We start from the raw sequence: 24451 nt of genomic DNA on the forward strand, positions 1-24451 counted from the left end.
GTACGTCCCCGCACACGGTACGGGACCGAGTGCGGGGACGGACGGAACTACCGGGTGCGACTCCGTCAGCCCTTGAAGCGCGGGAAGGCGCTGCGACCGGCGTAGACGGCGGCGTCGTCGAGGATCTCCTCGATGCGCAGGAGCTGGTTGTACTTGGCGACGCGCTCGGAGCGGGCCGGGGCGCCGGTCTTGATCTGGCCGCAGTTGGTGGCGACGGCGAGGTCGGCGATGGTGACGTCCTCGGTCTCGCCGGAGCGGTGCGACATCATGCACTTGAAGCCGCTGCGCTGGGCCAGCTCGACGGCGTCCAGGGTCTCGGTGAGCGAGCCGATCTGGTTCACCTTGACGAGCAGGGCGTTCGCGGAGCCCTCCTCGATGCCACGGGCCAGGCGCTCCGGGTTGGTGACGAAGAGGTCGTCGCCGACGATCTGGACCTTGGTGCCCAGCTTGTCGGTGAGGACCTTCCAGCCGGCCCAGTCGTCCTCGAAGAGCGGGTCCTCGATGGAGACCAGCGGGTAGGCCGCGACCAGCTCCTCGTAGTACTCGGTCAGCTCGGCGGCGGAGAGGGACTTGCCCTCGAACTCGTACTTGCCGTCCTTGTAGAACTCGGAGGCGGCGACATCGAGGGCGAGCGCGATGTCCTTGCCCGGGGCGTAACCGGCTTCCTTGATCGCTTCGAGGATCAGGTCCAGCGCGGCACGGTTGGAGTCGAGGTTCGGCGCGAAGCCGCCCTCGTCGCCGAGGCCGGTGGAGAGGCCCTTGCGCTTCAGGACGCCCTTGAGCGTGTGGTAGACCTCGGTGCCCCAGCGGAGGGCCTCGGAGAAGGACTCCGCGCCGATCGGGGCGATCATGAACTCCTGGATGTCGACGTTGGAGTCGGCGTGCGACCCACCGTTGAGGATGTTCATCATCGGAACGGGCAGCAGGTGCGCGTTCGGGCCGCCGAGGTAGCGGAAGAGCGGGAGGTCGCTGGCCTCGGAGGCGGCGTGCGCGACGGCGAGGGAGACGCCGAGGATGGCGTTGGCGCCGAGCGACGACTTGTCCGGGGTGGCGTCCAGGTCGAACATGGCCTGGTCGATCAGGCGCTGCTCGGTGGCGTCGTAGCCGACGAGCTCCGGGCCGATCTGCTCGATCACGGCGAGGACGGCCTTCTCGACGCCCTTGCCCTGGTAGCGGTTGGGGTCACCGTCGCGAAGCTCGAGGGCCTCGAACGCACCGGTGGAGGCGCCGGACGGAACAGCAGCACGGCCGGTGCTGCCGTCGTCGAGGCCGACCTCGACCTCGACCGTGGGGTTGCCTCGGGAGTCCAGGATTTCCCGGGCTACGACGACGTCGATGGACGGCACGAGCATCTCCTTATGGGATGTGACGCTGGATGTGACGCAAGGTCGGCGCAGGGTCGGCTTGGCCTTGCGTCAAGAGCCTAACCGGCTCGGCGGCTCCGGCCAGCCGGGCGCCCGCCCCCTGGGACGAAAAAGGGCCCAAGGACATGCATTCAGGGGCGAAAGACCCCAGATCTACTGGACGGTAACCGAGAAGTCGCCCCGAAACCGCCGGGGCGGCCCTCCCGGGGCGCGGACGAGGGGGGTCCGTCCGTGACGGGGGATCCGGAAGGGGGGAGAGGAGTCCGTACGGGGCGGGGCTCCGTACGGACAGGGCGCGGGGCGTCCGTACGGACAGGGCGCGCGGCTCCGGACGGCGGAAACCCCGGACCGGTGCGCACGGGGGGGGGAGGCGCGCCGGTCCGGGGTGGTCACCGCGGGAGGGTCGTCGGTGCCGTACGGGCCGCCGGACCCGTGCGGACCGCCGGGCTCACTTGAGGTGGAGCTGCTGGCCCGGGTAGATCAGGTCGGCGTTGTCGACGACGTCCTTGTTCAGCTCGAAGAGCTTGGCCCAGCCGCCCGCGACGCCGTGCGCCTGGGCGATCCGGCTGAGGGTGTCGCCGGTCACGACCTTGTACTCGCCGTCGCCCTTCTCGACCTTCTTGCCGGTCGGGGTGGTGACGGTCGCCTTCGGCGCGGTCTGCTGCTGCGCGGCCTTCTTCGGGGCCTGGCGCTGCTCGCTGCGGGTCGTCGGCTGCTCGGCCGAGCGCTGCTGCTTCGGCTGCTGGGTGACGGTCTTGGGGGCGCTCTCGGCGGCGCCGCCGTCGTAGGAGGCACGGGAGAGGCCCACGCCGCAGCTCGGCCACGCGCCCTTGCCCTGGCCCGCGAGGACCTTCTCGGCGATGGCGATCTGCTGGGACTTCGACGCCAGGTTGGCGGTCGGGGCGTAGGCGGTGCCGCCGTACGCGGCCCAGGTGGAGGCCGCGAACTGGAGGCCGCCGGTGTAGCCGTTGCCCGTGTTGATGGACCAGTTGCCGCCGGACTCGCACTGGGCGACGCGGTCCCACTCGGCGGCGGTGGCGGCCGAGGCGGTGCCCGCGGTCATCAGCGGGGCGGCGACGGCGACACCGGTGACGCCGACGAGCGTGGCGACCTGGGTGACCTTGGAGGGACGGCGGTGTTTGCCCTTACCGGAAAACAGCATGGAGATTCTCCTCACCGACGCCTGCGAGGTGAGCTGTCGGGTTCGGGCCAATGAGTTGCCCGGCCGCGTGTCCAGCACGCGGCTCCACCCCGAGCCGATCGTCGGCCGTCTGTCTCAACGGCCGGGGTCGGCACTTACCTTGGGTCCCCCGCTCCTGCCTTCGGCGCTTGCGCGACGACTGTTCCCGACGGCCGACGGCAGGATTCGGCGTTTCGGTCGACGGGGCCCGCGGTGGCGAGCGGTGATGACCGTAGACACAGACCCACCGGAAGTTCAAAGAGGCGAATGACGGACATTCCGCCCCTCCTTGCCTTCCGGCGGGGAGTGTTTGCGCAGGTGAGAGGCGACGGGAGCAAAGTTTGCGGGTGTGACGCGCCAGTTGGGGCGAAGAGACTCATGTCTCAGTTGCCCAGAACCGGACATATGACCCCGAATCACTCCGCCCGCGCGACCGGACTCTCCGTCAGTTCAAGGCTCTGACCAGGGAGGATGAGGTCCGGGTCGGTACCGACCGTCTTCCGGTTGGCGTCATAGAGCGCGGTCCAGCCTCCGGGCAGCTCGTTCTGCTGCGCGATGCCGGACAGACTGTCGCCCGCCTTCACCGTGTACGCGCCCGAAGTGCCCTGACTGTCCGTTCCGCCGGAATTCGTGGAGGCGTCGGCCACGGGCTTCGCCGCGGTCTCCTCGGAGAGGCTGTCACCGGGCGCCGCGTGGCGACCGGTCTCGACGGATCCGCCCGGACCCACGGTTCCCTCCGGAGCCGCGTCGCCCCGGTGCTTGCCCTTGCCGGACCCCGTGGCCGGGGTGCCGGTCGTCGGCTCGCCGGACGTGCCCGGCGCGGCGGACCCGTCGGGCGCGGTGGTGGCGGGGGCGGGGGCGTCCGGGGAGGCGGGCGCCGTCGGACCGGTCGGCCCGCCCGTCACCGGCGCACCCGTCGAGGGCGCGGCGGGGCTCGTGGACGTCGCCGGGGCGGTGGGCGCCCCGGTGCTCCGTCCGGCCGCGCCCCGGGCCGCCTCCGCCGCGCTGGAGGACTGCGGGCCCGTCGTGCGGTTCGACTCGGCGACGGGGCCGCCGGAGGGCTTCGGGAGGTCCGCCGGGCCCGGGTTCACCTTCGGCCGGGCGCCGTCGTTGACGAGTCCCGCGATCGGCGCGCAGCTGGCCCACGCGGTGGAGCCCTTGGCGAGGGCCTTCTCGGCCACCGCTATCTGCTGGGCGCGGCTGGCCAGGTCGGGGCTGGGCGCGTAGGCGAGACCGCCGTACCGCTCCCAGCTGTCCTGGGTGAACTGGAGGCCGCCGTAGCGCCCGTTGCCGAGGTTGGCGCTCCACTGGCCGCCGGACTCGCACTCGGCGACCCGGTCCCAGGTGGCGGCGTCGGCGGCGGACGCCGAGCCGGTGGCGAGCAGGGGAAGCGCCATGGCGGACCCGGTCACCCCCGCGGCGACGACGAGGGCGGGGGCCTGACGGGGGCGGCGGTGTCGTCCGTTCCCGGAACGCATAGGAGCGCCTTTCGCGTGACAACTGGGGTGGTCGAACTGAGTGGTCGAACTGAGTTGTCGGGGAACGTAGCCCTATTCGAACGCTCATCACAAGTCGATGCACCCGCGATCACGTGAAGATCACATTTCTGATGCTCCGTCAGTCCTATGGAGGGGGGCGACCGGAGAGAACTCCACCGGAAGGGTGCGCAGCCCCCGCATGATGAGCCCGCCGCGCCACCGCAGTTCGGCCGGGTCGGCGGCGAGCCGCAGGTCCGGGAGGCGGGTCAGCAGGGTCGCCAGGGCCGTCTGTCCTTCGAGCCGGGCGAGCGGCGCGCCCAGGCAGTAGTGGATGCCGTGCCCGTACCCGAGGTGCTGGTTGTCGCGCCGGGCGAGGTCGAGGACGTCCGGTCCGTCGAACCGCTCGGGGTCCCGGTCGGCGGCGGCGAGAACCACGAGCACCGGGTCGCCCGCCGGGATCTCCTGCCCGCCGATCGTCAGCGGCCGGGTGGCGTACCGCCAGGTGGCCATCTCCACCGGCCCGTCGTACCGCAGCAGCTCCTCGATCCCGGTCTCCAGGAGCCCGGTCTCCCCGGAGGTGACCGACTCCTGGAGCCGGGCGCGCTGCTCCGGATGCCGGAGAAGCGCGTAAAGCCCGTTTCCTACCAGATTGACGGTGGTCTCGAAACCGGCGAAGAGCAGGATGAAGGCCATCGCGGCGGCCTCGTTCTCGGTGAGGTGCTCGCCGTGGTCGGAGGCCCGGATGAGACCCGAGATGAGGTCGTCCCCGGGCTCCTCGCGCTTGCGGTGGATCAGCTCCGCGAGATAGCCGCGCATCTTCTTCACCGACCGCGCGACCCCGCCGCGCGGCCCGCCGCCGTGCCGGATCATCATCCCGGCCCAGTCCCGGAAGTCGTCCTGGTCCTCCTCGGGCACCCCGAGCAGGTCACAGATGGCGTAGATGGGCAGCGGGAAGGCGAACTCGTGGATGAGGTCCGCGCTGCCCCGCTCCACGAAGGAGTCGATGAGCCGGTCGGTCAGCTCCTGCACGCGTGGGGCGAACTCCGCGACCCGGCGGGGGGTGAACGCCTTGGAGACGAGCCTGCGCAGCCGGGTGTGGTCCGGCGGGTCGATGTTGAGCAGATGGGTCATCAGCTCGGCCTTGCGCTCGCCCGGGATGCCCGTCTTCCCCTTCGCGTGCGGGGACTCGGCGTGGTGCGCCGGGTTCTTGGAGAGCCGCTGGTCCGCGAGGGCCTGCCGGGCGTCGGCGTACCGGGTCACCAGCCAGGCCTCGACCCCGCTCGGGAGGGTCGTGCGGTGCACCGGCGCGTGCGTCCTGAGCCAGGCGTACGCGGGGTAGGGATCGCTGGCGAACTCCCAGGTGAAGAGCTCGGGCGCGGGCCCGGAGACCGGGCACGAGGAGGCGCCGGGAACTTCTCCGGGGGCGGGGCGAGAGGCAGGTGCTGGACCGGGGGTGGTGCTCACCCCCCGACCGTACAGGCAGGTTCCGCCGGGTCCGGGTGTGGAGATTCCGTGAGGACGGGCCGGACGGGTGCCCTACATTCCTGACGGTGGACCCTCAGATGCTCAGGAGCACGTTCGCGGTCGTCGAGAGACGGGCCGAGCACGCCGTCACCTACTTCTACGCGCATCTCTTCCGGCAGGAGCCGTCCCTGCGCGAGCTGTTCCCCGGGGACATGCGGCCCCAGCGCGACCGGCTCTTCGCCGCGCTCACCCATCTGGTGGACCGTCTGGAGGACCCGGACCTCCCCGCGTACCTGGGGCGCCTGGGCCGCGACCACCGCAGGTTCCTCGCCACCCCCGCCCTCTACGCCTCGGTCGGCACCAGTCTGCTCGCCGCGTTCGCGCACGTGGCGGGGGCCGCCTGGACCACGGAGGCCGAGAAGGCCTGGACGGAGGCGTACGCGCACCTGGCCGAGCTGATGCTGGCGGGCGCCGACGAGGCCGTGGCGGCGGGCGAGCCCGCCTGGTGGGACGCGGACGTCGTCCGGCACGAGCGGCACGGCCCCGACCTGGCCGTCCTCACCCTGCGGCCCCGGCGGCCCCTGCCCTTCCTGCCCGGCCAGTACGTCAGCGTCGCCTCGCCCCGCGTGCCCCGCGTCTGGCGCACCTACTCCCTCGCCGACGCGCCCCGCCCGGACGGCACCGTGGAACTGCACGTGAGCCGGGTCCCCGGCGGGGTGATGAGCACGGCGCTCGTGCACGGCACGGCGCCCGGCGGGGTGCTGCGGCTCGGGGCGCCGGACGGCGCCCTCGTCGCCCGGACGGAACCGGGCGGACAGCGCGCCTACATCTGCGCGGGCACCGGCTGGGCGCCGGTGAAGGCCCTCCTGTCGGAGGCGGTCGAACGCGAACCGGCCCTGAAGGGAAGGCTGTTCGTCGTGGCGCGGGCGAAGGAGCTCCTGTACGGGCGCCGGGACGTGGAGCGGCTGGCCGCCCGGCTCGACGGGCTGAGCGTCACCTACATCACCTCCGCGCCCGGCCACCCCAAGGACCAGGCGACCGAGCGGCTCGTGCAGTCGCTCCGGTCCTGTGTCCACTGGTCCGCGCACGACGTGTACCTCGCGGGGCCGCCCGGCTTCGTCACGGAGGTCGTCGAGGTCCTCGTGGAGCTGGGCACCGCTCCCGACCGCATCCACCACGACGCCCTGCCGCCGGTGAGCCCCTTCGCCGTCCGCCCCCGCACCGCCGCCGAACGCCTCCTCGGCCCACCGGCCCCCCTCTGGCACAACCCGGCCGCCCGCGCCCCGCGCACCGGCGCCGCGTCGTGGGGCAGGCGGGAAGGTGACGACAGGCCCTAGGTCTGCGGTCCCCGGTCCACCGGCCGCCCCGGGCGGGACCCGCGGCCGATGTCCGCCGGGGCGGGCGGCCCCTAGCGTGGCGGACATGCGCTTAGGAATCCTCGGAACAGGAAACGTCGCCCGGGCACTGGCCCGCGGCTGGAGCGCCGCGGGGCACGAGGTGCTCCTCGGCTCGCGGTACCCCTCGGAGCGGACCGCCCTCGGGCTGCCCGTGGCGGGGCTGCGGGAGACCGCCGCCCACGCGGAGGTGCTCGTCAACGCCACTCCCGGCACCGTCTCGGTGGAGCTGCTGCGCTCCATCGGCGCGGCGGCGCTGGAGGGCGTCCCGCTGATCGACGTCGGGGTCGGCCTCTCCGACGACTACACGGAGCTGTCGCACCCCAACAGCAGTCTGGGCGAGCAGATCCAGCGGGCCTTCCCGCTGACGCCCGTCGTGAAGACGCTGTGCACCATGGACGCGACCGTGATGACCGATCCGGGGGGTCTGGCGGGCCCCAGCACCGTCTTCCTCTCGGGCGACCAGGAGGAGGCCAAGCGGACCGCCGGACGGCTGCTCGCCGACCTCGGCTGGGCGCCCGGCTCCCAGCTGGACATCGGCGGGATCACCACCGCGCGCGGCCAGGAGCACTTCGCCCTGCTGTTCATGGGCATCGCGGGCGGTCTGGGCTCCCACGCCTTCAACGTCCGGGTGGTCGCCCGCCCCGCCTGAACCCGCCCGTGCGGGCCGGGCCGGTGCGGGCCGGTCACGGCCGCGCGGGCTCAGGCGCCCGGCGGCAGGCCCTCCGCCGCGCGGATCGCGTCCCGGTACGTCCGGGCCGCCGCCCGCAGCGCGGCCTCGGGGTCCACGCCCGCCGCCTCGGCCCGTACGGCCAGGCCGAGCAGTTCGTATCCGATGCCGTCCCCGGCGGGCGGGGGTACGTCGAGGCCCGCCGTCCTGGCCCGGCCGCCGAGCTTCGCGGCGAGCGCGAGGCCCGGCTGGGCGACCGGCACCCCGTCGGTGACGGACTCCCGCCGCTTCTCGACCGCCTTGGTCCGCAGCCAGTGCTCCCGCACCTCCTCGGGCGTCTCGGCGGTCTCGTCGCCGAAGACGTGCGGGTGGCGCAGGATCAGCTTCTCCACGAGGGTCCCGGCGACGTCGTCCACGGAGAACGGCTCCTCCGGGTCCTCCTCGGCGATCCGGGCGTGGAAGACGACCTGGAGGAGGACGTCCCCCAGTTCCTCGCGCAGCTCGCGCCGGTCGCCGTCCTCGATCGCCTCGACGAGCTCGTACGCCTCCTCGACGGCGTACTTGGCGAGCCCCCGGTGGGTCTGGCGCGAGGACCACGGGCAGGACCGGCGGATGCGGTCCATGATCTGTACGAGGTCGAGCAGCCGGGCGCCGGGCAGGTCGTAGGAGCCGGGCAGCAGTTCCAGGTCGGGCATCGCCACCCGGCCCGAGCCCGCGAGCCGGGCGAGGCCGTCGGTGAGGGCCCGGTCGCCCTCGCCGGAGGGCAGCACGAGGACCGTACGGCCCCCGGCGCAGGCGGCGACGAGCTCCTCGGCGGTGGGCCGCAGCGGCTCGACGGCGATCCCCGCCTCCCGCAGGTACGGCAGCTGGGGGTGGTCCTCGTCGGGGCAGAGCACCCGGTCGGCGGCCCCCAGCGCCCGCCAGGCGGGCCAGGACAGCAGTCCGGGTGCCACGCGGTGGCTGGCGGTGAGGAGGACGACGCGGCCGGGGCTCTCAGATGTCACCCCTCGAACCTACCGCTGTTCCGGAAGGGCCTCAGGCACCGGCCGGGGCGGCGGCGGGGTCCCTGGTGATCTGCCGGAGCCAGGGGCTGCCGTCGTACGCGGTGTCCAGGCGGACCTGGGTGTCGTCCCAGCGGCCGTAGCGGGGGTTCACGTCGATGGCGAGCGCCTTGGAGGCGGCGGAGAAGACGTCCGTCAGCTTCTGCTGGCCCTCGGGGCTGTCGGTGACGCCCAGCTTGGCGGCGATCTTGTTCATCAGGACGTTGCGCCGGACGACGGCCTCGATCTGGTCGGGGGCCACGCCCTGCTCCTGGAGGAGGGCCGTCGCCAGCCGGTCCTCGCCGCCGCTCTGGCGGACGAAGGCGGTGCGGGTCTCCTGGAGCTCGGCGCGGGTCGCGTCGACGCCGTTGTCCCGGGCGACCCGGTCGACGACCCGGTCGAAGATCATCACGTTGAGCTTGCGGCGGGGCAGGTCGCCGGTGGCCTGGACGAGCTGCGCGGCCTGCGGGGAGCCCTGCTGGGCCGCCCGCACGTCGTCCACCTGGGCCTGGAGGCTGGAGACGTCGATCCGTTCGCCGCCGACGACGGCCGCCGCTCCTGGGTGGGCGTCGCTCCCGCAGGCGGTGAGCAGCGGGGCCGCGGCGAGCAGTGCGGCGGAGACGGTGAGCGCGGTGCGGCGGTGCAAAGGAGCCTCCCGGGCGGTCGTGCGTCAGTGGAACGACCTTGCGGTGATCGATGGTAGGCAGTCGCCGGGGCCGAAACCACTACTTCGGTGCGACTGTTTCCCACAACGACTCACCGGTATGCGGGGTGTCGGCCCGTATCGGCTCCGTCTCGTACCCCTCGTGGGTCTCCTGCACCAGGTAGTGGGGCCGCCGCTTGACCTCGTAGTAGATGCGGCCGACGTACTCGCCGATCAGTCCGGCCATCACCATCTGCACCCCGGCGAGGGCGGTGACGGTGACGAGGAGGGTGACGTAGCCGGGCGTGTCCACGCCGTTGACCAGGGCGTCCCCGACGATCCAGGCGGCGTACCCGAGGGCCACCAGGACGAGCAGCAGACCGAGGTGGACGGCGGCCCGCAGCGGCTTGTTGTTGAAGGAGAGCAGCCCGTCCAGGCCGTAGTTGAGGAGCTTGCCGAAGGTCCACTTGGAGCGGCCCTGCTCCCGGACGGCGTTCTCGTACGAGAAGGTCGTCGTCCGGAAACCGACCCAGGAGAACAGGCCCTTGGAGAAGCGGTTGTACTCGCCGAGGCCGAGGACCGCGTCGACGGTGCGGCGGGACAGCAGCCGGAAGTCGCCGACGCCGTCGACCAGCTCGACGTCGACGAGCCGGTTGATCGCCCGGTAGTAGAGGCGGGCGGTCAGGGTGCGGGTGACCCGGTCGCCCTCGCGGGTGCGGCGGGCGACGACCTGGTCGTAGCCCTCGGCGTGCAGCGCGACCATCCGGTGCACCAGCTCCGGCGGGTGCTGGAGGTCGGCGTCCATGAGGACGACGGCGTCCCCCGCGGCCTGCCGGAGGCCGGCCAGCATCGCCGCCTCCTTGCCGAAGTTGCGGCTGAAGGAGACGTACCGGACATGGCGGGGGTCGCGCGCGGCGAGCTCCTGGAGGAGCGGGAGCGTCCGGTCGCGGCTTCCGTCGTCCACGTAGACGATCTCGAACTCGCCTGCCAGGCGGTCGAGTTCGCGGGTCACATGGTCGTGGAAGCGGGCGAGGACGTCCTGCTCGTTGAAGCACGGGACGACGATCGAGAGCAGCACGCGGACCACGACAACGGAGCGCGGTGACCCGGCCGGTCCGGCGGGGTGGCGCGCAGAAGACCATTGCGTGAACGGGGCCGCCGGGGCCCGTTCCGGCCCGCCGGGCGCTGGCATATTCGACACCGCCATGCCGAAGACCACGCGCCCGTACCGCCGTTCCGTCCCGCGTCCCGCGCCCGTCGCCGCCGCCCCGCCCGTCGCCGCCGCCCCGCCCGGCAGTCCCGTCCCGCCCGGCCGTCCCGTCCGGTCCGGGCTCCGGTCCTGCGCGCTCACCGCCCTGCTCTCCGTGGCGGCCGTCTGCGGCGGGGACGCCGTCGCCCGGGTCTTCCCCTTCGGGCCGCGCCACCGGGCCGTCAACGACCTCGCCAACCAGTTCGTGCCCTTCCACGCGCACCTGTGGGACCTGCTGCGCGGGCGGGCCGACGGGGGGCTGTTCCTGGACTGGCGGGCGGGCTGGGGCACCTCCTTCCTGCCCGACTACGGCACCTATCTCTCCAGCCCCTTCGCCCCGCTGGTCGCGCTGTTCCCGCGCGCGGACATCGAGTACGCGGTGTACGCGGTCACCGTCCTGAAGACGGCCGTCGCCGCCGTCGCCATGACGTTCCTGCTGCGCCGTCTCGGCACCGCGCCCCGCTGGTGGTGGGCGCCCGTCCTGGGCGCCGCGTACGCGCTGTGCGGCTGGTCGCTCGCCGAGGGCACCTACAACCCGATGTGGCTCGACGGGCTCATCGCCTTCCCGCTGCTCTGCCTGGTCGGCGAGTGGGCCCGGGAGGCCCGGCGCCCGCTGCTCGGCCCGCTGGTGGTGGCGGTCTGCTGGACGGCGAACTTCTACACCGCGTACATGGCGACCCTCGGCGCGGCCCTCGTCCTCCTCGTCCGGCTCGCGGCGGGCGGCTCCCTCCGCCCCCGCGTGCTGCTGCGGGCGGCCGTCACGACCTGCGCCGGGATCGCGCTCGCCGCGCCCGTCCTGGTCCCCGTCTTCCTCGGCTCCCGGCACGCCCACCCGGGTCTGGTGCGGGAGTTCGCCCCGGCGCCCGTCACCGACGTCCTGGCCCGGCTGCTGCCCGTCACCTACGGTTTCGCCACCCCGGCGCTCTTCGTCGGCACGGTGGTGCCGCTGCTGGTGGCGGCGCCGCTGTTCCGCCGGGACGTGCCCGCCCGGGAGCGGTGGCTGTGGCCGGGGCTCTGCGCGGCGGTCGCCGCCTCCCTTCAGTGGGGCCCCACGCATCTGGTGTGGCACGCCTTCGCCACCCCGAACGGCAGCCCGTACCGTCAGACCTTCGTCCTCTCCGGTGTCCTCGTCGTCGCCGCCTGGACCGGTCTCACCCACGGCCCGCCGGACCGGCGGGCGCTGCTCGGCGGGACGGGGACCGTCCTGGCCCTGACGGCGGGGGCGCTGCCCAGTCCGCTCCTCACCTCCTGGGCGCTGTCGCTGACCGGTGCCGGTCTGGTGGCGGTGGCGGGCGCGCTGCTGCTGCCCCGGCGGGGGCGGTACGGGGTGCTCGCCGCGCTCCTGGTGGCCGGGACCGTCGTCGGGCAGGCGGCGGCGACGACCGCGTACGCCGACCGGGAGCGGCTCGTCCGGCTCGACGACTACCCGCCGCTGGGGCCCGAGCAGGACCGGCGGGCGGCGGCGCTCGCGGCGGCCGACGGCTGGCCCGCGTACCGCACGGACCCGGGGCTGCCCCGGGTCGCGGGCAACGATCCGCTGCTGCTCGGCGGGCAGGGCGCCGCCTACTACAGCAGCCACACCCCGGCGGTCCTCACGGCGACGCTGGGCGCGCTGGGCGGCGGCTGGACGTCCCGGGGCCGCAACCTGCAGAGCCTGGACGGTCCGGTGACGGACGCGCTGTTCGGGGTGGGCGCGCGGTGGCGGGACGGGCGGGTGGTCCGCGCGGACGCGCTGCCGCTGGTGACGGTCCGGCCGGAGGGACCGCCGCCCCGCTACGGCCGGTCGCCCTTCCGCAACCAGGAACTCCTGCTCGGCTCGCGGGTGTACGGGTCCCCGGTGGCCGGGGCCTGCCCGGTCGGCACCGAGGTCTTCCTGTGGGCGCCCGACGCGACGGGACCGGCCCGGCTCGGCGGCCGTGAGGTCCGGCTGCTCGGCGGGCAGCCGAAGCGGCGGGCCGCCCTGGTGTCCCTGGGCGTCCAGCGGCGGGCGGGCGAGCGGCCGGTGGTTCCCGCCCCCGGCGGCACCCTCGGCTGTCTGGACCGGGACCGGCTGCGGGCGGCCGTGACGGCGCTGCGCGCCCGCGCGGCGACCGGGGTCGCCGTCACCTCGACGGGCATCACGGCGACGCTGCCGCCCGGCACGAGGGGCACGGTGGTGGTGGCGGTGCCGAGGATCGCGGGCTGGCGCTGCGAGGGCGCGCGGGCGGAGTCGTACGGCGGGCTGCTCGCGGTCCGGGCCGCCCCCGGAACCACCGCCCTGAGCTGCTCCTTCCGCCCGCCGGGCCTCCGCGCGGGCCTGGCGGCGGGCGCGGCGGGGGCGCTGGCGCTGGGCGCGGGGGCGTGGTGGCGGTGGCGCGGGCGGACGAGGGGGGCCGGGGCTCCGGGGCGGGGTGCCGGGGCCTCGGCGCGGGTCTGAGCCCGGCGGCACCGGGCCCGCGCGGCCGGGCCCGTACGGGCGATGACGGTCGGGCCGGGGCATCGGGAGCGGGGGCGGTCCCGGGCGCCCCCGGGGTCAGGGGGTGCCGGGGGACAGCGCGTCGAGGGATTCGGGGACCGTCTGGCCGCCGTCGACGGTGAGGGTCTGTCCGGTGATGAAGGCGGCTTCGTCCGAGGCGAGGAAGCGCACGGCGTGGGCGATGTCCTCCGGCTCTCCCAGCCGTCCGACCGGGATCGAGGCGGTCATCCGGCTCAGGTACTCCTCGCCCAGCGCGTCCAGGCCCTCGGTGCGGACGTTGCCCGGCAGGACCGCGTTCACGGTGATCCGCAGCGGCGCCAGTTCCAGGGCCGCGCCGCGCAGGAAGCCGAGCTGTCCCGCCTTGCTGGCGCCGTAGTGCGACCAGCCGCTGTAGCCGGTGGTGGGGCCGGTGATCGAGGAGGTGAGGACGACCCGGCCGTGCCCGGCGCGTTCCATCGCGGGCAGACAGGCCCGTACGGCCAGGATCGAGCCGCGCAGGTTGACGCCCAGGACCTCGTCGATGTCGGCGGCGGTCATCTCGCGCAGCGGCTTCTCGGGGAAGATCCCGGCGTTCGCGCACAGCACGTCCAGGTGTCCGTGGCGGCGCTCCGCCTCCGCGGCCATCTCCTCCACCGCGTCGGGGTCGCGCAGGTCCGCCCCCAGACCGGTGACCCTTCCGCCGGTGGCGTCCGCGATCTCCGCCGCCGCCCCGGCCGCCGCGCGGGCGTCCCGGCCCGTGAGCGCGACCGCCGCGCCGCTGCGGGCGAACAGCTCCGCGATGCCTCGTCCGATGCCTCGGGTGCCGCCGGTCACGAGGACCGACCGGTTCTCCCACCGGGTGAACGTCATGGGGTGTCGTCGTCCCTTCCGCCGGGCCTCCTCCGGCCCGCGCCGCCGGAGGGTCATCGTAGGGCGGGCGCCGCGCTCCGGGAGGGACTTCCGGCCACGGCCCCGTACGGGTCCCGTCCCGTCAGCGGGCGGCCCCGGGCAGGTGGAGCTCCCAGCGGACCTCGCCGTCCTGCTCCTCGCCGGTCGGGGCGAGTCCGGCGGCGCGGGCGACGGCGGCGGAGGCCGTGTGCTCGGGGTGGATGTGGGCGAGGACCGTCCCGACGCCCCGGTCGGCCAGCAGCCCCACCAGGCCCGTCGCGGCCTCGACCGCGAATCCCCGGCCCTGCCAGGGCGTCCCGATCACCCAGGAGATCTCGGCGGTCCGGCCGTCGTCGGTGACGGTGGCCTGGACCGTGCCGGCCGCCCGGCCGTCGGAGCGCAGGCGGACCGTCCAGTTCGCCCACACCGTCGCGGGGTCGGGCGAACCGGCGGCCAGCCGCTCGTACCGGGCCAGGAGTCCGGCCCGGGAGAGCGGGGCGCCGCCGATGAAGAGGTGCAGTGCGGGGTCGGCGAGGACCTCGGACATCTCGTCCGCGTCGGCGACGGCGAGAGGCGTCAGGTCGAGCCGCCGGGTCCGCACGGCGGTGTCCCTCACGGCGGTGTCCCGTGCGGGGTTCTTCTCCGGTGTCGGCGGCACCGCGTACTGCTCAGGCTCTGAGGTCCCAGACCCCCTGACCAACGTTGGTGGTCCTCATTGTCGCGCATCCCTCCCCCCGTGCTCCGTCCGGCGGTTCGCCTGCGGTTCCAGCCTAGGAACGGGACGCTCCGCCCGGTGTGCGCGGAGCGCGGGCCTCCTTGATCCTCAGCGCACGGAATTCGGTGGGGCTGACCCCGTACGCCTCGCGGAAGGCGCGGCTGAAGACGGCGGGGCCGCTGAACCCCCGGCGCGCGGCGATGGCCTGCACCGGGTGGGCGAGCAGTTCGGGACTCGCGAGGTCGTCCCGGCACCGCTCCAGACGGCGGCGCCGGATGCGCGCCTGGACGGTCTCCCCCTCGCCCTTGAACAACTGGTGGAGGCTGCGCACCGAGAGGTTGTGGTGGGCGGCCACGACGGCGGGGGTCAGCTCCGGGTCGCCGAGGTTGTACTCGATGAAGAGATGGACGCGGCGGAGCAGCGCCCGGGAGCGCACCTCGGCCGGAAGCCGGTCCTCGGCGTCCGCGTGCCCCGCGAGGCAGGCCGCCGCCAGGTCGATCGCGGTGGCGCCGAGCCGGGCCAGTTCCTCCGGGGCGCACCCGCCGCCGTGGGTGACGAGCGAGCGCAGGAAGTCGACGAGGACGGCGCCCACCCCGCTCCGGCCGGACATCCGGTGGGCGAGCATCCCGTCCAGCCGCCCGGCGCGCAGCGGCAGCGCGTCGCGCGGCAGTTGGAGGATGACGAGCTGCCCCGGGTCGCCCTCGGAGACGTACCGGGCGTCGGAGGGCCGGGAGGTGTCCCAGAAGACGAGGTCCCCGGCCTCCGCCGCGCAGTCGTTGCCGTTCTGGTCGAGGGTCATGGCGCCCCGGGTGACCAGTCCGAGCTGGTACTGCTCGGGGTCGCCGCGCCGGATCAGGGCGGGTGTCCTGCGGGACCGCAGCGGGGAGTAGGCGACCTTGGAGAGCTGGACGCCCCCGAGGTCGAGCAGGGCCACGTCGGCCGTGAACTCCTCGGGGCGTTCGCTGGTCAGGGCGGTGGGCATGACCTCGCGGGAGATCATGTCCGCGAACCACTCGAACCGCTCCCGGTCGGGCAGTTCCCCCGACGACACCACTGACCACATCGCGCGCTCCCCCGGACTCGGTCATGCTCCTGGTGGCCAGAATGCATCGACGCGTTCCCGTTCGTCGCGGGGGTTGACCGGCGTGTGGCGCGATCCGCCCGCCCGGGGGCCACTCACCCGGCCACGGCCGCCCGGCCGGTCCGCCGCTCCCCGGCGGGCCCGGGCCCCTCGGTGTGGCGGAAATCCGCCGCGCCGACCGCCGGGAGCGCGGGTGGAGCTGCGGGTGGGCCGGGCGCCGGGCGGGGACGGTGCCGTACGCGGCGAGGGGCGCGCCCGCCCCGGACTCCCCGGCGCCGGTCTCCCCGGGCGCCGCCGCCCGAGCCGGGTCCTCCGCCTCCGGCCGCGCCCCGGATCAGGCGCCGCGATCTCCCAACTGCCCTCCTCCGGCGAGGTGATCGAGCCCGTTCCGGATCGGGTGCCGCCGTCGGCCGGTGACCGGTGTCCGCGCGGGCCGTTCCCCCCGGACCCCGGTGTGGCCCGCGCGGGCGCGGGCGATGGTAGACCGGTTTCCCCGCCTCGCCGGGACAGCCGCGGCACGGCGGCGGAAGGGCCGTGGGGGCGCGGCCCCGCCCCGCCGCCCCGTGGGCCGACTCGCGCGCGGGCCCGACCGCTCTCCGTCGCCCTCCGGCCGGGCCGGGAGCCGGGCCGGGAGCCGGGTCGTCGCGCCCGTGCCGTCGCCGTTCCGCCGTGCCCGGCGCTCCCGCGCCCGGGGCCGCGACCGGGCACGAGTCCGTCACCTCGACGAGGACCGCCCGGGTCACCAGCGGGACCCCGGCGGCGGAGAACGACGGAGAGCGGCCGGGACGCGCTCCGTTCCGGTGCCGCGTCCGGGGCGGCCCTCCGACGGGAGCGTCCGGATGACGACGGCCCCACCTCCGGCGCGGCGGCTCCTCCCGGCGGGGGCTCGGCGCTGCGGAGCGGGGTGTCCTCGCACGACGGGGGCCTGGTGCTCTGGAGCGGGGCGGCCTCTCTCGGCGGGGGCTGACGCTCCGGAACGGGGTCCCGGCGCTCCGGAGCGCGATGTCCTCGCACGACGGGGTCCCGGTGCTCCGGAGCGGGGCGGCCTCTCCCGGCGGGGGCCCGGCGCTGCGGGCGCGATGTCCCCCCACAGCGGGTCCCGACGCTCCGGAGCACGGCGTCCCCCCACAGCGGGTCCCGACGCTCCGGAGCGGGACAGCCTCTCCCGGCGGGGGCCCGGCGCTGCGGGCGCGATGTCCCCCCACAGCGGGTCCTGACGCTCCGGAACGGGGTCCCCGCACTCCGGAACACGGCGTCCCCCGCAGCGGGGTCCCCGCCGGGCCCGATCCTTCCGGGCCCGATCCTTCCGGGTCCGCCCCGCCCGGCCCCTTCGCCCACCGGCCACGACCGAGGGGGCCCGCCGAACGCTCTTCGAAAGTTTTCCGGTGACGGCCGCAACCCCGGGGGGTGCCGCACGTCTGGTGGGGTGAAGGCGCCCTTCACCGCTCCACCAGACCGTGTCTCCGATCCACTTCTCGGGAGAACCCCATGACCAGCCACTCCACGCGGATCCGCCGCCCCCGTCACCGTGTCCTGGGTGTCGTCGCCGGTGCCGCCCTGCTCCTCGGCGGCGGCTTCGCCGCGCAGGCGTTCGCCGACTCCGGCGTGAAGCCCGCCCCGGCTCCGGCCCCGGCCACCGCGTCGGACAGCGCCGCGCCCGCCGTTTCGAAGCCCGCGTCCGCCGAGCCCGCCGCCGCCCCGAGCGTCGTCACCCCGGGCAAGTCCGTCCCGGGCAAGGTCGCCCCGGCGCCCGCCCCGGCCGTGGAGCCGACCCGCGCCCCCGTCGCCGTCAAGCCGACCCCGGCGCCCGTCCCGGCCGACGGCGGTACGGTCGTCACTCCCGCACCGGCCGGGGTCGCGCCGCAGGTCGTCAAGCCCGGCACCGGCGTCGGCAAGTAGCGGCGAGCGGTGGTTCCCGGGGGAGCGGGCCGGGCCCGGCCCGCTCCCCCTTCCGCACCGGACCGATCGAGGACCCCGCCGTTGTCGTACGCCGTACCCGCACCCTTCCCCGCCCCGCGACCCTGGTGGTCCCGGCTGCTCACCCGCGCGTCCCGGACCGCTGACGCGCCCGCGCCCGGCCGGGGGTTCGCCCGCCGTCTGCGCGCGGTCGGCCCCCCGCCGGGCCGGACGCGTCCGTACGACACCGGGCCGCCTCCCGCGTACGGTCCCGGGACCGCGTACGGCCAGGAGCCGCCGCCCTCGCTCACCGAGCTGTACCAGGCGCGGCGGCTCGACATGGTGCGGCTCGCGCTGTTCCTCGTGGACGACCTGCACACGGCGGAGGACGTCGTCCAGGACGCGTTCACGGCCCTGTGCCGCAGCCACGGCACCGCCCTGGGCGGGCTCAGGGACCCGGGGGCGTACCTGCACACCGCCGTGGTCAACGCCGCCCGCTCCGTACTGCGCAGGCGCCGCACCGCGCGCGCGTACACCCCGCCGCACCCGGGCGCCGGGGCACCCGTCGACGAGGGGCTGCTGCTCGCCGAGGAGCACCGGCGGGTGCTCGACGCCCTCGCCCTGCTGACCCGCCGCCAGCGCGAGGTCCTCGTGCTGCGCTACTGGTCGGAGCTGACCGAGGAGCAGATCGCGCGGACGCTCGGGCTTTCGCGCGGCACGGTCAAGTCCACCGCGAGCCGGGCGCTCGACGCCCTGGAGAAGAGACTGACGATGCCGGAGACGGACCGATGAGACCCGGGAGCCCGTCCGCCGAGGAGCGGCGTTCCGCCACCGAGGAGCGGCTGCGGGCCGCGTTCACCGCACGCGCGGCCCTCGTCACCCATCGCGAGCTGCGCCGCGACGAGCCCCCCCGGGGCCGGGCCTGGGGGACGCACCGGGTGCGCGGGCTGGCCGTCGCCGGGTTCGGGGCGGCGGTCGCGGTGGCCGCCGCGTATCTGCTCGTCCTGTCCCCCGGCCCGGCCGGGCCTCCGGTGCCCGAGCCGCCCGCCCGGCCGCCCGGCACGGTGGAACGCCCGGTGTCACAGACCCCGCGACCGGCGCCGGTCGCGCCCTCCGTACAGCCGGGCGAGACCTCGCCGGGTCCGGTACGGACGTTCTGAGCCGACGCCCAGAGTTGACGGGGCGGGGCGGGGCGGCCGGGTCCCGGTCGACTACCTGGACGGGCACCCGGACGACCGGCACCGCCGGGTCCGGATGGCCCGCCCGGAGAAGGAGCGCGTCGACTCCGTACCCGACGAGCGCGTCGTACGGGGCGCCCGGGTCGAGCGCCGCCGCATCGAGGGGGACGACGGTGTCACCCCGGGGGGGGCGAGGTGGTCCCGCAGGACGCGGGTGCCCGTCTCCCCTCGGACGTCCGGCCGGGTCACGACGGCGGCGATCCGGTTCCGGCCGGTGGCGACGGCAGTGGCGGCGGTGGCGCGGGCATGGGCATAGGCATAGGCGTGGGCATCGGGAGATTCCCCCCGGGACAGGTGCGGGTGCGAATGCGAATGCGGGTCGTCCCGCCCCTCGCGTCCGCCGCCGGGCCACCCGTCACCAGTCCGCCGCCGCCCCTGGCGTCACGCGGCGGGGACCGCTTCGAGGCAGAGGACGAACTTGTCCGAATCCAACTGCTGGGCGAGCGCGGAGAGCTGACCGCCGCACTTGTTCACGTCGAAGGTGTCGTCGATGACCTTGACGACCTTGAACAGGTCGGCCTTCCCGGAGCCGCAGTCCGTGGTGTCGACCTTCGGGTCGTCGTCCGGTCCGGTGACGGTGACGCACTCGCCGGCCTTGGCGTGGACCGGGGCGTCGCCGGTCAGATGGGGCAGACCGAGCTTGACGGCGAGGGCCACGGCGATGGCGACCACGACTCCGCCGACCTTCTTCAGGAGCGCGGCGCTCTTCTTCGCGGGGGCGGGCTGCTCGGGAGTGAAGGGCGCGGGCGGCGTCGTCATGAGGGATTCCTTGGAGACGTGGGCATGATCAGACGCGAACGCTACATCCACCAAAAAAGACAAAAGGGATCACGAAGATCCACTTCTCGATCATTTGCCGAGTCGTGACCCTGCCGGACCGTCAGGGACGCGGGCCCAGTTGCCGCTGGTGCTCCAGGGTCCGGCGCAGCTCCACCGGGAGCGGGTGGTAGGGGCCGTAGGCCCGTTCGGTGTCGAACAGCAGGCGCTGAAGCGCGTCCTGGCCCGCCGGGTACCGGCCCGTCGCCACCAGGAGCAGCCCGATCCGCTGCCGGACGTCGAAGGAGCGCGCGGTGTCCCCCTCGCGCTCGAAGTGCGGCAGCACCGCGCGGAACTCCGCGAGCGCCCCGGCCGTCTCCCCCAACTGCTCCAGACAGAGCGCCGCGTCGTAGCGGAACCGTACGGCCTGCGGGTCGGCCGGGCCCGCTTCCGCCTCCCGGTCGGCCGTGAGGCGGCGCAGCTCCGGCAGCGCCCGCCGGTACTGGCCGTCGTCGAGGAGCGTCGAGGCGTACTGCTTGCGCAGGATGCGGACGACCGGCGAACCCTCGCCGTGCTGGGCGGCGGCGACCGGCAGGATCCCGCCGAGGACGTCCACCGCCTGGGTCAGCGAACCCTCGCCGAGCAGCCGCTTGACCTCGTCGACGGCGGCGGCCACGTCGAGCGGCGCGGGCGCCTGCCGGTACGTCCCCGGGGCGGCGCCCGGACCCGTACGGGGATCGGGGGACGGGGTGGCGGCCGGTGGGACGGCCGGGTCCGCGCGCGGGTCGGCGGGCGGGGCCACGGGCCACGCCAGGGGCGCGGGAACGGCCGGGAAGGGAGCGGCGGACCCGGTGTCGTAAAGCGGGACCGGAGGACCCGGGGCCGGACTCGGGGCCGATGCCGGGACAGGTACAGGGGCCGGGACAGGTGCAGGGGCAGATGCCGGGAAGCCCGGCGCGAGTCCCGTCCGTGGCGGGGCCGTCAGGTGCGGTGGGGCCGTCGGCGGACCGTCCGTCGGGGCCGTCGGGCGGTCCGGCCACGGCGCGTGCGGGCGGAGGAACGGCCGGGTCGGGTCCATCGGGCCCACCGGCGCCCCGCGCGCCGGGAGCAGCGGCAGCAGGTGCTCGTACACCTCGTGGGCGCCGGAGGGGCGCTCCCCGGGGTCCTTGGCGAGCAGTCGCAGGACGAGGGACTCCAGGGCCTCGGGCACCTCGGGCCGCAGCCCCCTGAGCGGCGCGGGCGGCTCGTACAGGTGCCGGTGGAGGACCCCGAGCGCGGTGGACCCGGCGAACGGCACGTTCCCGCTGAGGAGTTCGTGGAGGAGCACGCCGAGCGCGTACAGGTCGGTGGAGGGGCCCACCGCGCCGCCCATGGCCTGCTCGGGCGCCATGTAGGCGGGGCTGCCGATGGGGGAGCCGGTCTGCGTGAGGCGGGTGGTGTCGGCGTCGAGGACGGAGGCGACACCGAGGTCGAGGACGACGAGCGAGCCGTCCGGACGGACCATCACGTTCCGCGGCTTGAGGTCCCGGTGCACGATCGGCACCGCGTGCACCGCGGCGAGCACCGCGCACAGCTGCGCGGCGACGCAGACGGCCCACTCCCACGGGTAGGGGTCGTGCTCGGCGAGGTGGTCCGCGAGGTCGGCGCCCGCCACGTACTGCATGACGAGGTACAGGTCGTCGCCCTCGCTGCCCGCGTCGTGCACGGTGACCAGACCGGGGTGGTCGACCTGCGCGGTCACCCGGCACTCCCGTACGAAACGGCGGCGCAGTTCGTCGGCGGCGGTCGCCGGGCCGCTCAGGGTGGCGGGCCGGAGCAGCTTCACCGCGACCCGGCGGTCGAGCCGTCCGTCGTACGCGGTCCAGACCTGCCCCATGCCGCCCTGTCCGATGACGGTGGCGAGCTCGTACCGCCCGCCGACGACCCGCCCGTTCACGCCCGGCCGTCGCCGGGGCCGTCGCGGCGGGCGTCGTCGCGGCGGTCGTCCCGGCGGAGGAGGTCGCTCAGTTCGTCCAGCTCGGCGCGGACCTGCTGGATCCGGGGCGGAGGGACGGCGTGCGCGGGGGGCGGCTCGGCGGTGTACGGGTTCAGGGGCGCGGGCCCGCCGCTGGGCACGGTGGCGGCGGTGGCGGGGTCGTACCCGAGCGGCGGCCGGTGCGGGAGCGCGGTCCGCGCCCGGTCGAAGTGGCGGATCTCCGCCACCAGGTAGTACGTGAGGGAGCCCGCCGCCAGGAGGACCATCGTGCCGACGCCGAGGAAGGCCTCCACTCCGCCGACCTCCTTCTCGTCGGCGGTGGCCACCATGTACGCGAAGAGCGCGGCCGATCCGAGCAGCGCGATCCCGAACAGCGCCCAGTCCGCCGTCCTGCGGGTCACGACCGCGAGCCGCAGCAGCGGCGCCCAGCCGAGGAAACCGCAGCTGAGCAGGGCCAGCGCGCAGAACAGCACGCGCAGCGGGACGAGCCCTCGGGGGGCGGGCTTCCGGGGGGACGGCGCCGACGGGGGCGGCGGGCCCTGCGGGGCCTGGGGAGGGCCGTACATCTCCTGCTGCTCCTGCTCGGACGGATCTGGGGTGCGGAGACGAGCGTATACACCGGGACGGACAACGGTTCGACGTTGTGCCGAACCGTTGTACGGGGCCCCGTAGGGGTGTCCCGTACGAGACCCCCGTACGGGACACCGCCATGCCGGACCGCCGTCCGCTCCGGCCGGTCCCCCGGGGTCAGGGCTCCACGGTGCCGTCCGCGAGGCCGTCGTACAGGCCCTGGACGAGCTGGTCGCCGAGCCGGGAGGCCTCCCGCAGGGCGTCCTCGAACGCGGCGAGGGCGCGGAACCGCTCGCCGAAGCGGCGCTGTTGCGCCAGGGGCAGGCGGGGCAGTTGGAGGCGGCGGACGTCGAGCCGGGTCGCCGTGGAGGCGTAGCTGCTGGCCCGGCGGTTGTTGCCGGTGGCCCGGAGGAAGCCCGCGAGGAACCAGGGGTCGAGCGCCGAGGGGTCGGGGCGCAGCAGTTGGAGGTTGCGGCCGAGGGCGGCGCCCGCCGTGGCGGCGTCCACGACCCGGACGGCCGCGCCGCCGCCGAGGACCGGGACGACCACGTCACCGGCGGCCAGCAGGACGGGCTCCTCGGGCGGGCCGTCGGGCAGGATGCCGGTCGGCGGCTGTCCGGCCAGGACGTCGTGGTCGGTGAGGACGGCGACGGAAGCACCGGCGGGGGCGGTGCCCGTGCCGCCCGCGTGGAGCGTCAGGGCGCCCGCGCGGGCGAGTTCGCCGACGGTGGTGGCGGGGCGGCCGGGTCCGGCGGGGCCCGCGGGTCCGGTGACCGGCGGCGGGGTGAGTTCCCGGGTGCGGAGCAGGGTCTCCGTGAGGCGTTCGCGGACCCCGGCCAGCTGGGTCGCGCCCTCGGCGGCGACGGGGGGCGGCAGGTGCCGGGCGGGGGCCAGGTCCACGTCGTCGTCGAGCAGTTCGATCACGGGGACGGAGCGGCTGGCCCCGGGCTCCTCCGGCACGGTCCCGTCCCGGTCGAACGGCGTCCAGGCCGCCAGCACCGCGGCGCGGACCGAGGGCCAGTCGAGCCGGTCGCGGCCCTGGCCGTCCCTGCCCTGGCCGGTGTGTTCGGAGGCGGTGTCGACGAGGAGGAGTTCGGCGGGCGGGCGGGCGCCCGGGACGGGCCTGCGCAGCACCCACAGGTGCAGCGGGACGCCGTACGGGGGCGCGGCACCGGCCGGCAGGGCGACGACGGCCCGCAGGGCGCCCCGGCGGAGCAGGTCGGCGCGGACGCGGCGGCCCGAGCGGCGGGACGCGGCGGCGGGCGGCATCAGGAGGACGGCAGTGCCGCCGGGGCGGAGCCGGGCCAGGGAGTGCTGGACCCAGGCGAGTTCGGACTCGGTGCGGGCCGGGAAGCCGTACTCCCAGCGCGGGTCGTAGGCGAGTTCGTCGTGGCCCCAGTTGCGTTCGTTGAACGGCGGGTGGCAGAGGACCGCGTCGGCGGCCAGGGCGGGGAAGCCGTCGGCGCGCAGGCTGTCCCCGGACCGGACGCGGATGTCGGCTTCGGCCCCGGCGGAGAGCGCGAGGCGCAGGGCGGTCAGCGCGGCGAGTTCGGGGTCGGCGTCCTGCCCGCAGACGGCGCCGGGCCGTCCGACCGCGCTGAGCAGGCTCCCGGTGCCGCAGGCGGGGTCGAGGACGGTGAGGGGGGGTCCGGCGGGGGGTCCGGCCGGGCCGTCCTCCGCGCTCGTGGTGCCGGTGGCGCCTGTACTCGTGGTGCCTGTGGTGCTCGTGGGGGTGCCGGGCGCGGTGGCGGTCCCGGCGGTGGGGGTGTCCCGGCCGGTGCGGGGAGCGGCGCCCGCGAGGGCCGCCATGAGGGCGGCGGGTCCCGGCGGAGTGAGCGTGTACTGGCGCGGGTTGGCGTCGAGGTGGCGGCCGAGCAGGAACTCGAAGGTCTCGCGGACGCCGGTCTCCGCCGCCAGTTCGGCGACCCCCCGCAGCAGGGGGAGGGAAGGGGCGAGCGCGGGCGCGGTGGGGGTGTGGACGGGGCGCTCGGGGCCGAGGCGCTCGGTGAGCGTCTCCTCCAGGGCGACCGGCAGCACCTCCACCAGCCGGGCGTCGGGAAGCTCGGCGAGCGAGGGCCAGGCCGCCGACCGGTTCCGTACGAGCAGGAGCCCGCAGCCCGCGTGGACGAGGGCGGTGACCGCGCCCTCCGGGTGGCCCGCGATCTGCTGCCAGACGCGCTCGCGGAGCGGGACCTCGGCCAGTTTTCCCTGGTCGCGGAGCCAGCGTTCGATCTCGGCGAGGGCGAAGGAGGGGCTGGTCTCCGTGCCGCCCACGGGCTTGGGGAAGTCGGGGTGGCGGCGCCGCCAGTTGCTGACGGCGGCCCGCCCGACCCCGGCGAGCCGGGCGATCCCGGCGGCAGTGACCTCTGTCGCTCCCGGCTCTGCTGCGCTCTCCGGCACCTGGTCCATCTCCCTG

Annotated in this window: 20 protein-coding genes and 1 riboswitch; of the genes, 6 read left to right on the forward strand and 14 right to left on the reverse strand. The window is 75.3% G+C overall.

Annotated elements, in window-relative coordinates; genetic code table 11:
• Positions 1 to 65: 65 nt before the first annotated feature.
• The 4 genes from eno to ACFXGN_RS14020 all read right to left on the reverse strand — a co-directional run bounded on the left by eno (position 66) and on the right by ACFXGN_RS14020 (position 5486).
• Positions 66 to 1352 (reverse strand): phosphopyruvate hydratase, encoded by a 1287-nt coding sequence (gene eno, locus ACFXGN_RS14005; RefSeq protein ID WP_384857929.1) that lies wholly within the window; start codon positions 1350 to 1352, stop codon positions 66 to 68.
• Between the two features lie 460 nt (positions 1353 to 1812).
• Complete coding sequence (locus tag ACFXGN_RS14010; RefSeq protein WP_384857932.1) at positions 1813 to 2526, reverse strand: transglycosylase family protein; 714 nt, start codon at positions 2524 to 2526, stop codon at positions 1813 to 1815.
• A 3-nt stretch (positions 2527 to 2529) separates the two neighbouring features.
• Positions 2530 to 2702: riboswitch (cyclic di-AMP (ydaO/yuaA leader) on the reverse strand.
• A gap of 258 nt (positions 2703 to 2960) precedes the next feature.
• A complete protein-coding gene (locus tag ACFXGN_RS14015; RefSeq protein ID WP_384857934.1) occupies positions 2961 to 4022 on the reverse strand; it encodes a transglycosylase family protein in 1062 nt (353 codons plus the stop codon).
• 120 nt (positions 4023 to 4142) lie between these two features.
• Entirely contained in the window at positions 4143 to 5486 is a 1344-nt protein-coding gene (locus ACFXGN_RS14020) for a cytochrome P450 (protein ID WP_384857936.1), read from the reverse strand.
• A gap of 86 nt (positions 5487 to 5572) precedes the next feature.
• Between ACFXGN_RS14020 and ACFXGN_RS14025 the strand changes: the two genes are divergently transcribed.
• Complete coding sequence (locus tag ACFXGN_RS14025) at positions 5573 to 6823, forward strand: globin domain-containing protein (protein ID WP_384857939.1); 1251 nt, start codon at positions 5573 to 5575, stop codon at positions 6821 to 6823.
• 76 nt (positions 6824 to 6899) lie between these two features.
• Positions 6900 to 7532 carry an NADPH-dependent F420 reductase gene (locus ACFXGN_RS14030; RefSeq protein WP_384857942.1) on the forward strand — a complete coding sequence of 211 codons (633 nt, stop codon included), beginning with the start codon at positions 6900 to 6902 and terminating at the stop codon, positions 7530 to 7532.
• Positions 7533 to 7582: 50 nt separating this feature from the next.
• Here the strand turns inward: ACFXGN_RS14030 and ACFXGN_RS14035 are convergent, their stop codons facing one another.
• The 3 genes from ACFXGN_RS14035 to ACFXGN_RS14045 form a co-directional block, all read right to left on the reverse strand.
• Positions 7583 to 8554, reverse strand: a complete 972-nt coding sequence (locus tag ACFXGN_RS14035) for a nucleoside triphosphate pyrophosphohydrolase (protein WP_384857945.1) — start codon at positions 8552 to 8554, stop codon at positions 7583 to 7585.
• 31 nt (positions 8555 to 8585) lie between these two features.
• On the reverse strand, positions 8586 to 9236 hold the full coding sequence (locus tag ACFXGN_RS14040) for a SurA N-terminal domain-containing protein (protein WP_384857948.1): 651 nt from the start codon (positions 9234 to 9236) through the stop codon (positions 8586 to 8588).
• Positions 9237 to 9315: 79 nt separating this feature from the next.
• Positions 9316 to 10311 carry a glycosyltransferase family 2 protein gene (locus ACFXGN_RS14045; RefSeq protein ID WP_384857951.1) on the reverse strand — a complete coding sequence of 332 codons (996 nt, stop codon included), beginning with the start codon at positions 10309 to 10311 and terminating at the stop codon, positions 9316 to 9318.
• Between the two features lie 127 nt (positions 10312 to 10438).
• On the opposite strand from ACFXGN_RS14045, the gene ACFXGN_RS14050 reads away from it, so the two are divergent.
• Positions 10439 to 12898, forward strand: a complete 2460-nt coding sequence (locus tag ACFXGN_RS14050) for a YfhO family protein (RefSeq protein WP_384857954.1) — start codon at positions 10439 to 10441, stop codon at positions 12896 to 12898.
• 96 nt (positions 12899 to 12994) lie between these two features.
• On the opposite strand, the gene fabG is transcribed toward ACFXGN_RS14050, so the two are convergent.
• The 3 genes from fabG to ACFXGN_RS14065 all read right to left on the reverse strand — a co-directional run bounded on the left by fabG (position 12995) and on the right by ACFXGN_RS14065 (position 15582).
• Entirely contained in the window at positions 12995 to 13786 is a 792-nt protein-coding gene (fabG, locus tag ACFXGN_RS14055) for a 3-oxoacyl-ACP reductase FabG (RefSeq protein ID WP_384857957.1), read from the reverse strand.
• A gap of 121 nt (positions 13787 to 13907) precedes the next feature.
• Positions 13908 to 14420: a GNAT family N-acetyltransferase gene (locus ACFXGN_RS14060; protein ID WP_384857960.1), complete on the reverse strand. Its 513-nt coding sequence runs from the start codon at positions 14418 to 14420 to the stop codon at positions 13908 to 13910.
• Positions 14421 to 14574: 154 nt separating this feature from the next.
• Entirely contained in the window at positions 14575 to 15582 is a 1008-nt protein-coding gene (locus ACFXGN_RS14065; protein WP_384857963.1) for a helix-turn-helix domain-containing protein, read from the reverse strand.
• Positions 15583 to 17088: 1506 nt separating this feature from the next.
• Here ACFXGN_RS14065 and ACFXGN_RS14070 point away from each other — a divergent pair.
• From ACFXGN_RS14070 to ACFXGN_RS14080, 3 genes are all read left to right on the forward strand, one after another.
• On the forward strand, positions 17089 to 17499 hold the full coding sequence (locus ACFXGN_RS14070; protein WP_384857966.1) for a hypothetical protein: 411 nt from the start codon (positions 17089 to 17091) through the stop codon (positions 17497 to 17499).
• A gap of 81 nt (positions 17500 to 17580) precedes the next feature.
• On the forward strand, positions 17581 to 18288 hold the full coding sequence (locus tag ACFXGN_RS14075) for an RNA polymerase sigma factor (protein ID WP_384857969.1): 708 nt from the start codon (positions 17581 to 17583) through the stop codon (positions 18286 to 18288).
• Positions 18285 to 18656 carry a hypothetical protein gene (locus tag ACFXGN_RS14080; protein WP_384857972.1) on the forward strand — a complete coding sequence of 124 codons (372 nt, stop codon included), beginning with the start codon at positions 18285 to 18287 and terminating at the stop codon, positions 18654 to 18656. The genes ACFXGN_RS14075 and ACFXGN_RS14080 overlap by 4 nt, the downstream gene beginning before the upstream one ends.
• Before the next feature lie 459 nt (positions 18657 to 19115).
• Here ACFXGN_RS14080 and ACFXGN_RS14085 read toward each other — a convergent pair whose 3' ends face one another.
• From ACFXGN_RS14085 to ACFXGN_RS14100, 4 genes are all read right to left on the reverse strand, one after another.
• On the reverse strand, positions 19116 to 19493 hold the full coding sequence (locus tag ACFXGN_RS14085) for a hypothetical protein (protein WP_384857975.1): 378 nt from the start codon (positions 19491 to 19493) through the stop codon (positions 19116 to 19118).
• 121 nt (positions 19494 to 19614) lie between these two features.
• On the reverse strand, positions 19615 to 21426 hold the full coding sequence (locus tag ACFXGN_RS14090; RefSeq protein ID WP_384857977.1) for a protein kinase: 1812 nt from the start codon (positions 21424 to 21426) through the stop codon (positions 19615 to 19617).
• On the reverse strand, positions 21423 to 22031 hold the full coding sequence (locus tag ACFXGN_RS14095) for a hypothetical protein (protein WP_384857979.1): 609 nt from the start codon (positions 22029 to 22031) through the stop codon (positions 21423 to 21425). The genes ACFXGN_RS14090 and ACFXGN_RS14095 overlap by 4 nt, the downstream gene beginning before the upstream one ends.
• A 181-nt stretch (positions 22032 to 22212) precedes the next feature.
• Positions 22213 to 24444 carry an N-6 DNA methylase gene (locus ACFXGN_RS14100; RefSeq protein WP_384857982.1) on the reverse strand — a complete coding sequence of 744 codons (2232 nt, stop codon included), beginning with the start codon at positions 24442 to 24444 and terminating at the stop codon, positions 22213 to 22215.
• Between the last annotated feature and the right edge of the window lie 7 nt (positions 24445 to 24451).

The organism is Streptomyces sp. NPDC059247 (assembly GCF_042754005.1).
Taxonomy (GTDB): domain Bacteria; phylum Actinomycetota; class Actinomycetes; order Streptomycetales; family Streptomycetaceae; genus Streptomyces.

Excerpts from the sequence above, each read along its gene's own strand:
- ACFXGN_RS14050 (WP_384857954.1), top strand. The coding sequence starts at position 10,439 with ATGCCGAAGACCACGCGCCCGTACCGCCGTTCCGTCCCGCGTCCCGCG.
- ACFXGN_RS14010 (WP_384857932.1), bottom strand. The coding sequence starts at position 2,526 with ATGCTGTTTTCCGGTAAGGGCAAACACCGCCGTCCCTCCAAGGTCACC.
- ACFXGN_RS14100 (WP_384857982.1), bottom strand. The coding sequence starts at position 24,444 with ATGGACCAGGTGCCGGAGAGCGCAGCAGAGCCGGGAGCGACAGAGGTC.
- ACFXGN_RS14080 (WP_384857972.1), top strand. The coding sequence starts at position 18,285 with ATGAGACCCGGGAGCCCGTCCGCCGAGGAGCGGCGTTCCGCCACCGAG.
- ACFXGN_RS14015 (WP_384857934.1), bottom strand. The coding sequence starts at position 4,022 with ATGCGTTCCGGGAACGGACGACACCGCCGCCCCCGTCAGGCCCCCGCC.
- eno (WP_384857929.1), bottom strand. The coding sequence starts at position 1,352 with ATGCTCGTGCCGTCCATCGACGTCGTCGTAGCCCGGGAAATCCTGGAC.
- ACFXGN_RS14070 (WP_384857966.1), top strand. The coding sequence starts at position 17,089 with ATGACCAGCCACTCCACGCGGATCCGCCGCCCCCGTCACCGTGTCCTG.
- ACFXGN_RS14095 (WP_384857979.1), bottom strand. The coding sequence starts at position 22,031 with ATGTACGGCCCTCCCCAGGCCCCGCAGGGCCCGCCGCCCCCGTCGGCG.
- fabG (WP_384857957.1), bottom strand. The coding sequence starts at position 13,786 with ATGACGTTCACCCGGTGGGAGAACCGGTCGGTCCTCGTGACCGGCGGC.
- ACFXGN_RS14065 (WP_384857963.1), bottom strand. The coding sequence starts at position 15,582 with ATGTGGTCAGTGGTGTCGTCGGGGGAACTGCCCGACCGGGAGCGGTTC.
- ACFXGN_RS14085 (WP_384857975.1), bottom strand. The coding sequence starts at position 19,493 with ATGACGACGCCGCCCGCGCCCTTCACTCCCGAGCAGCCCGCCCCCGCG.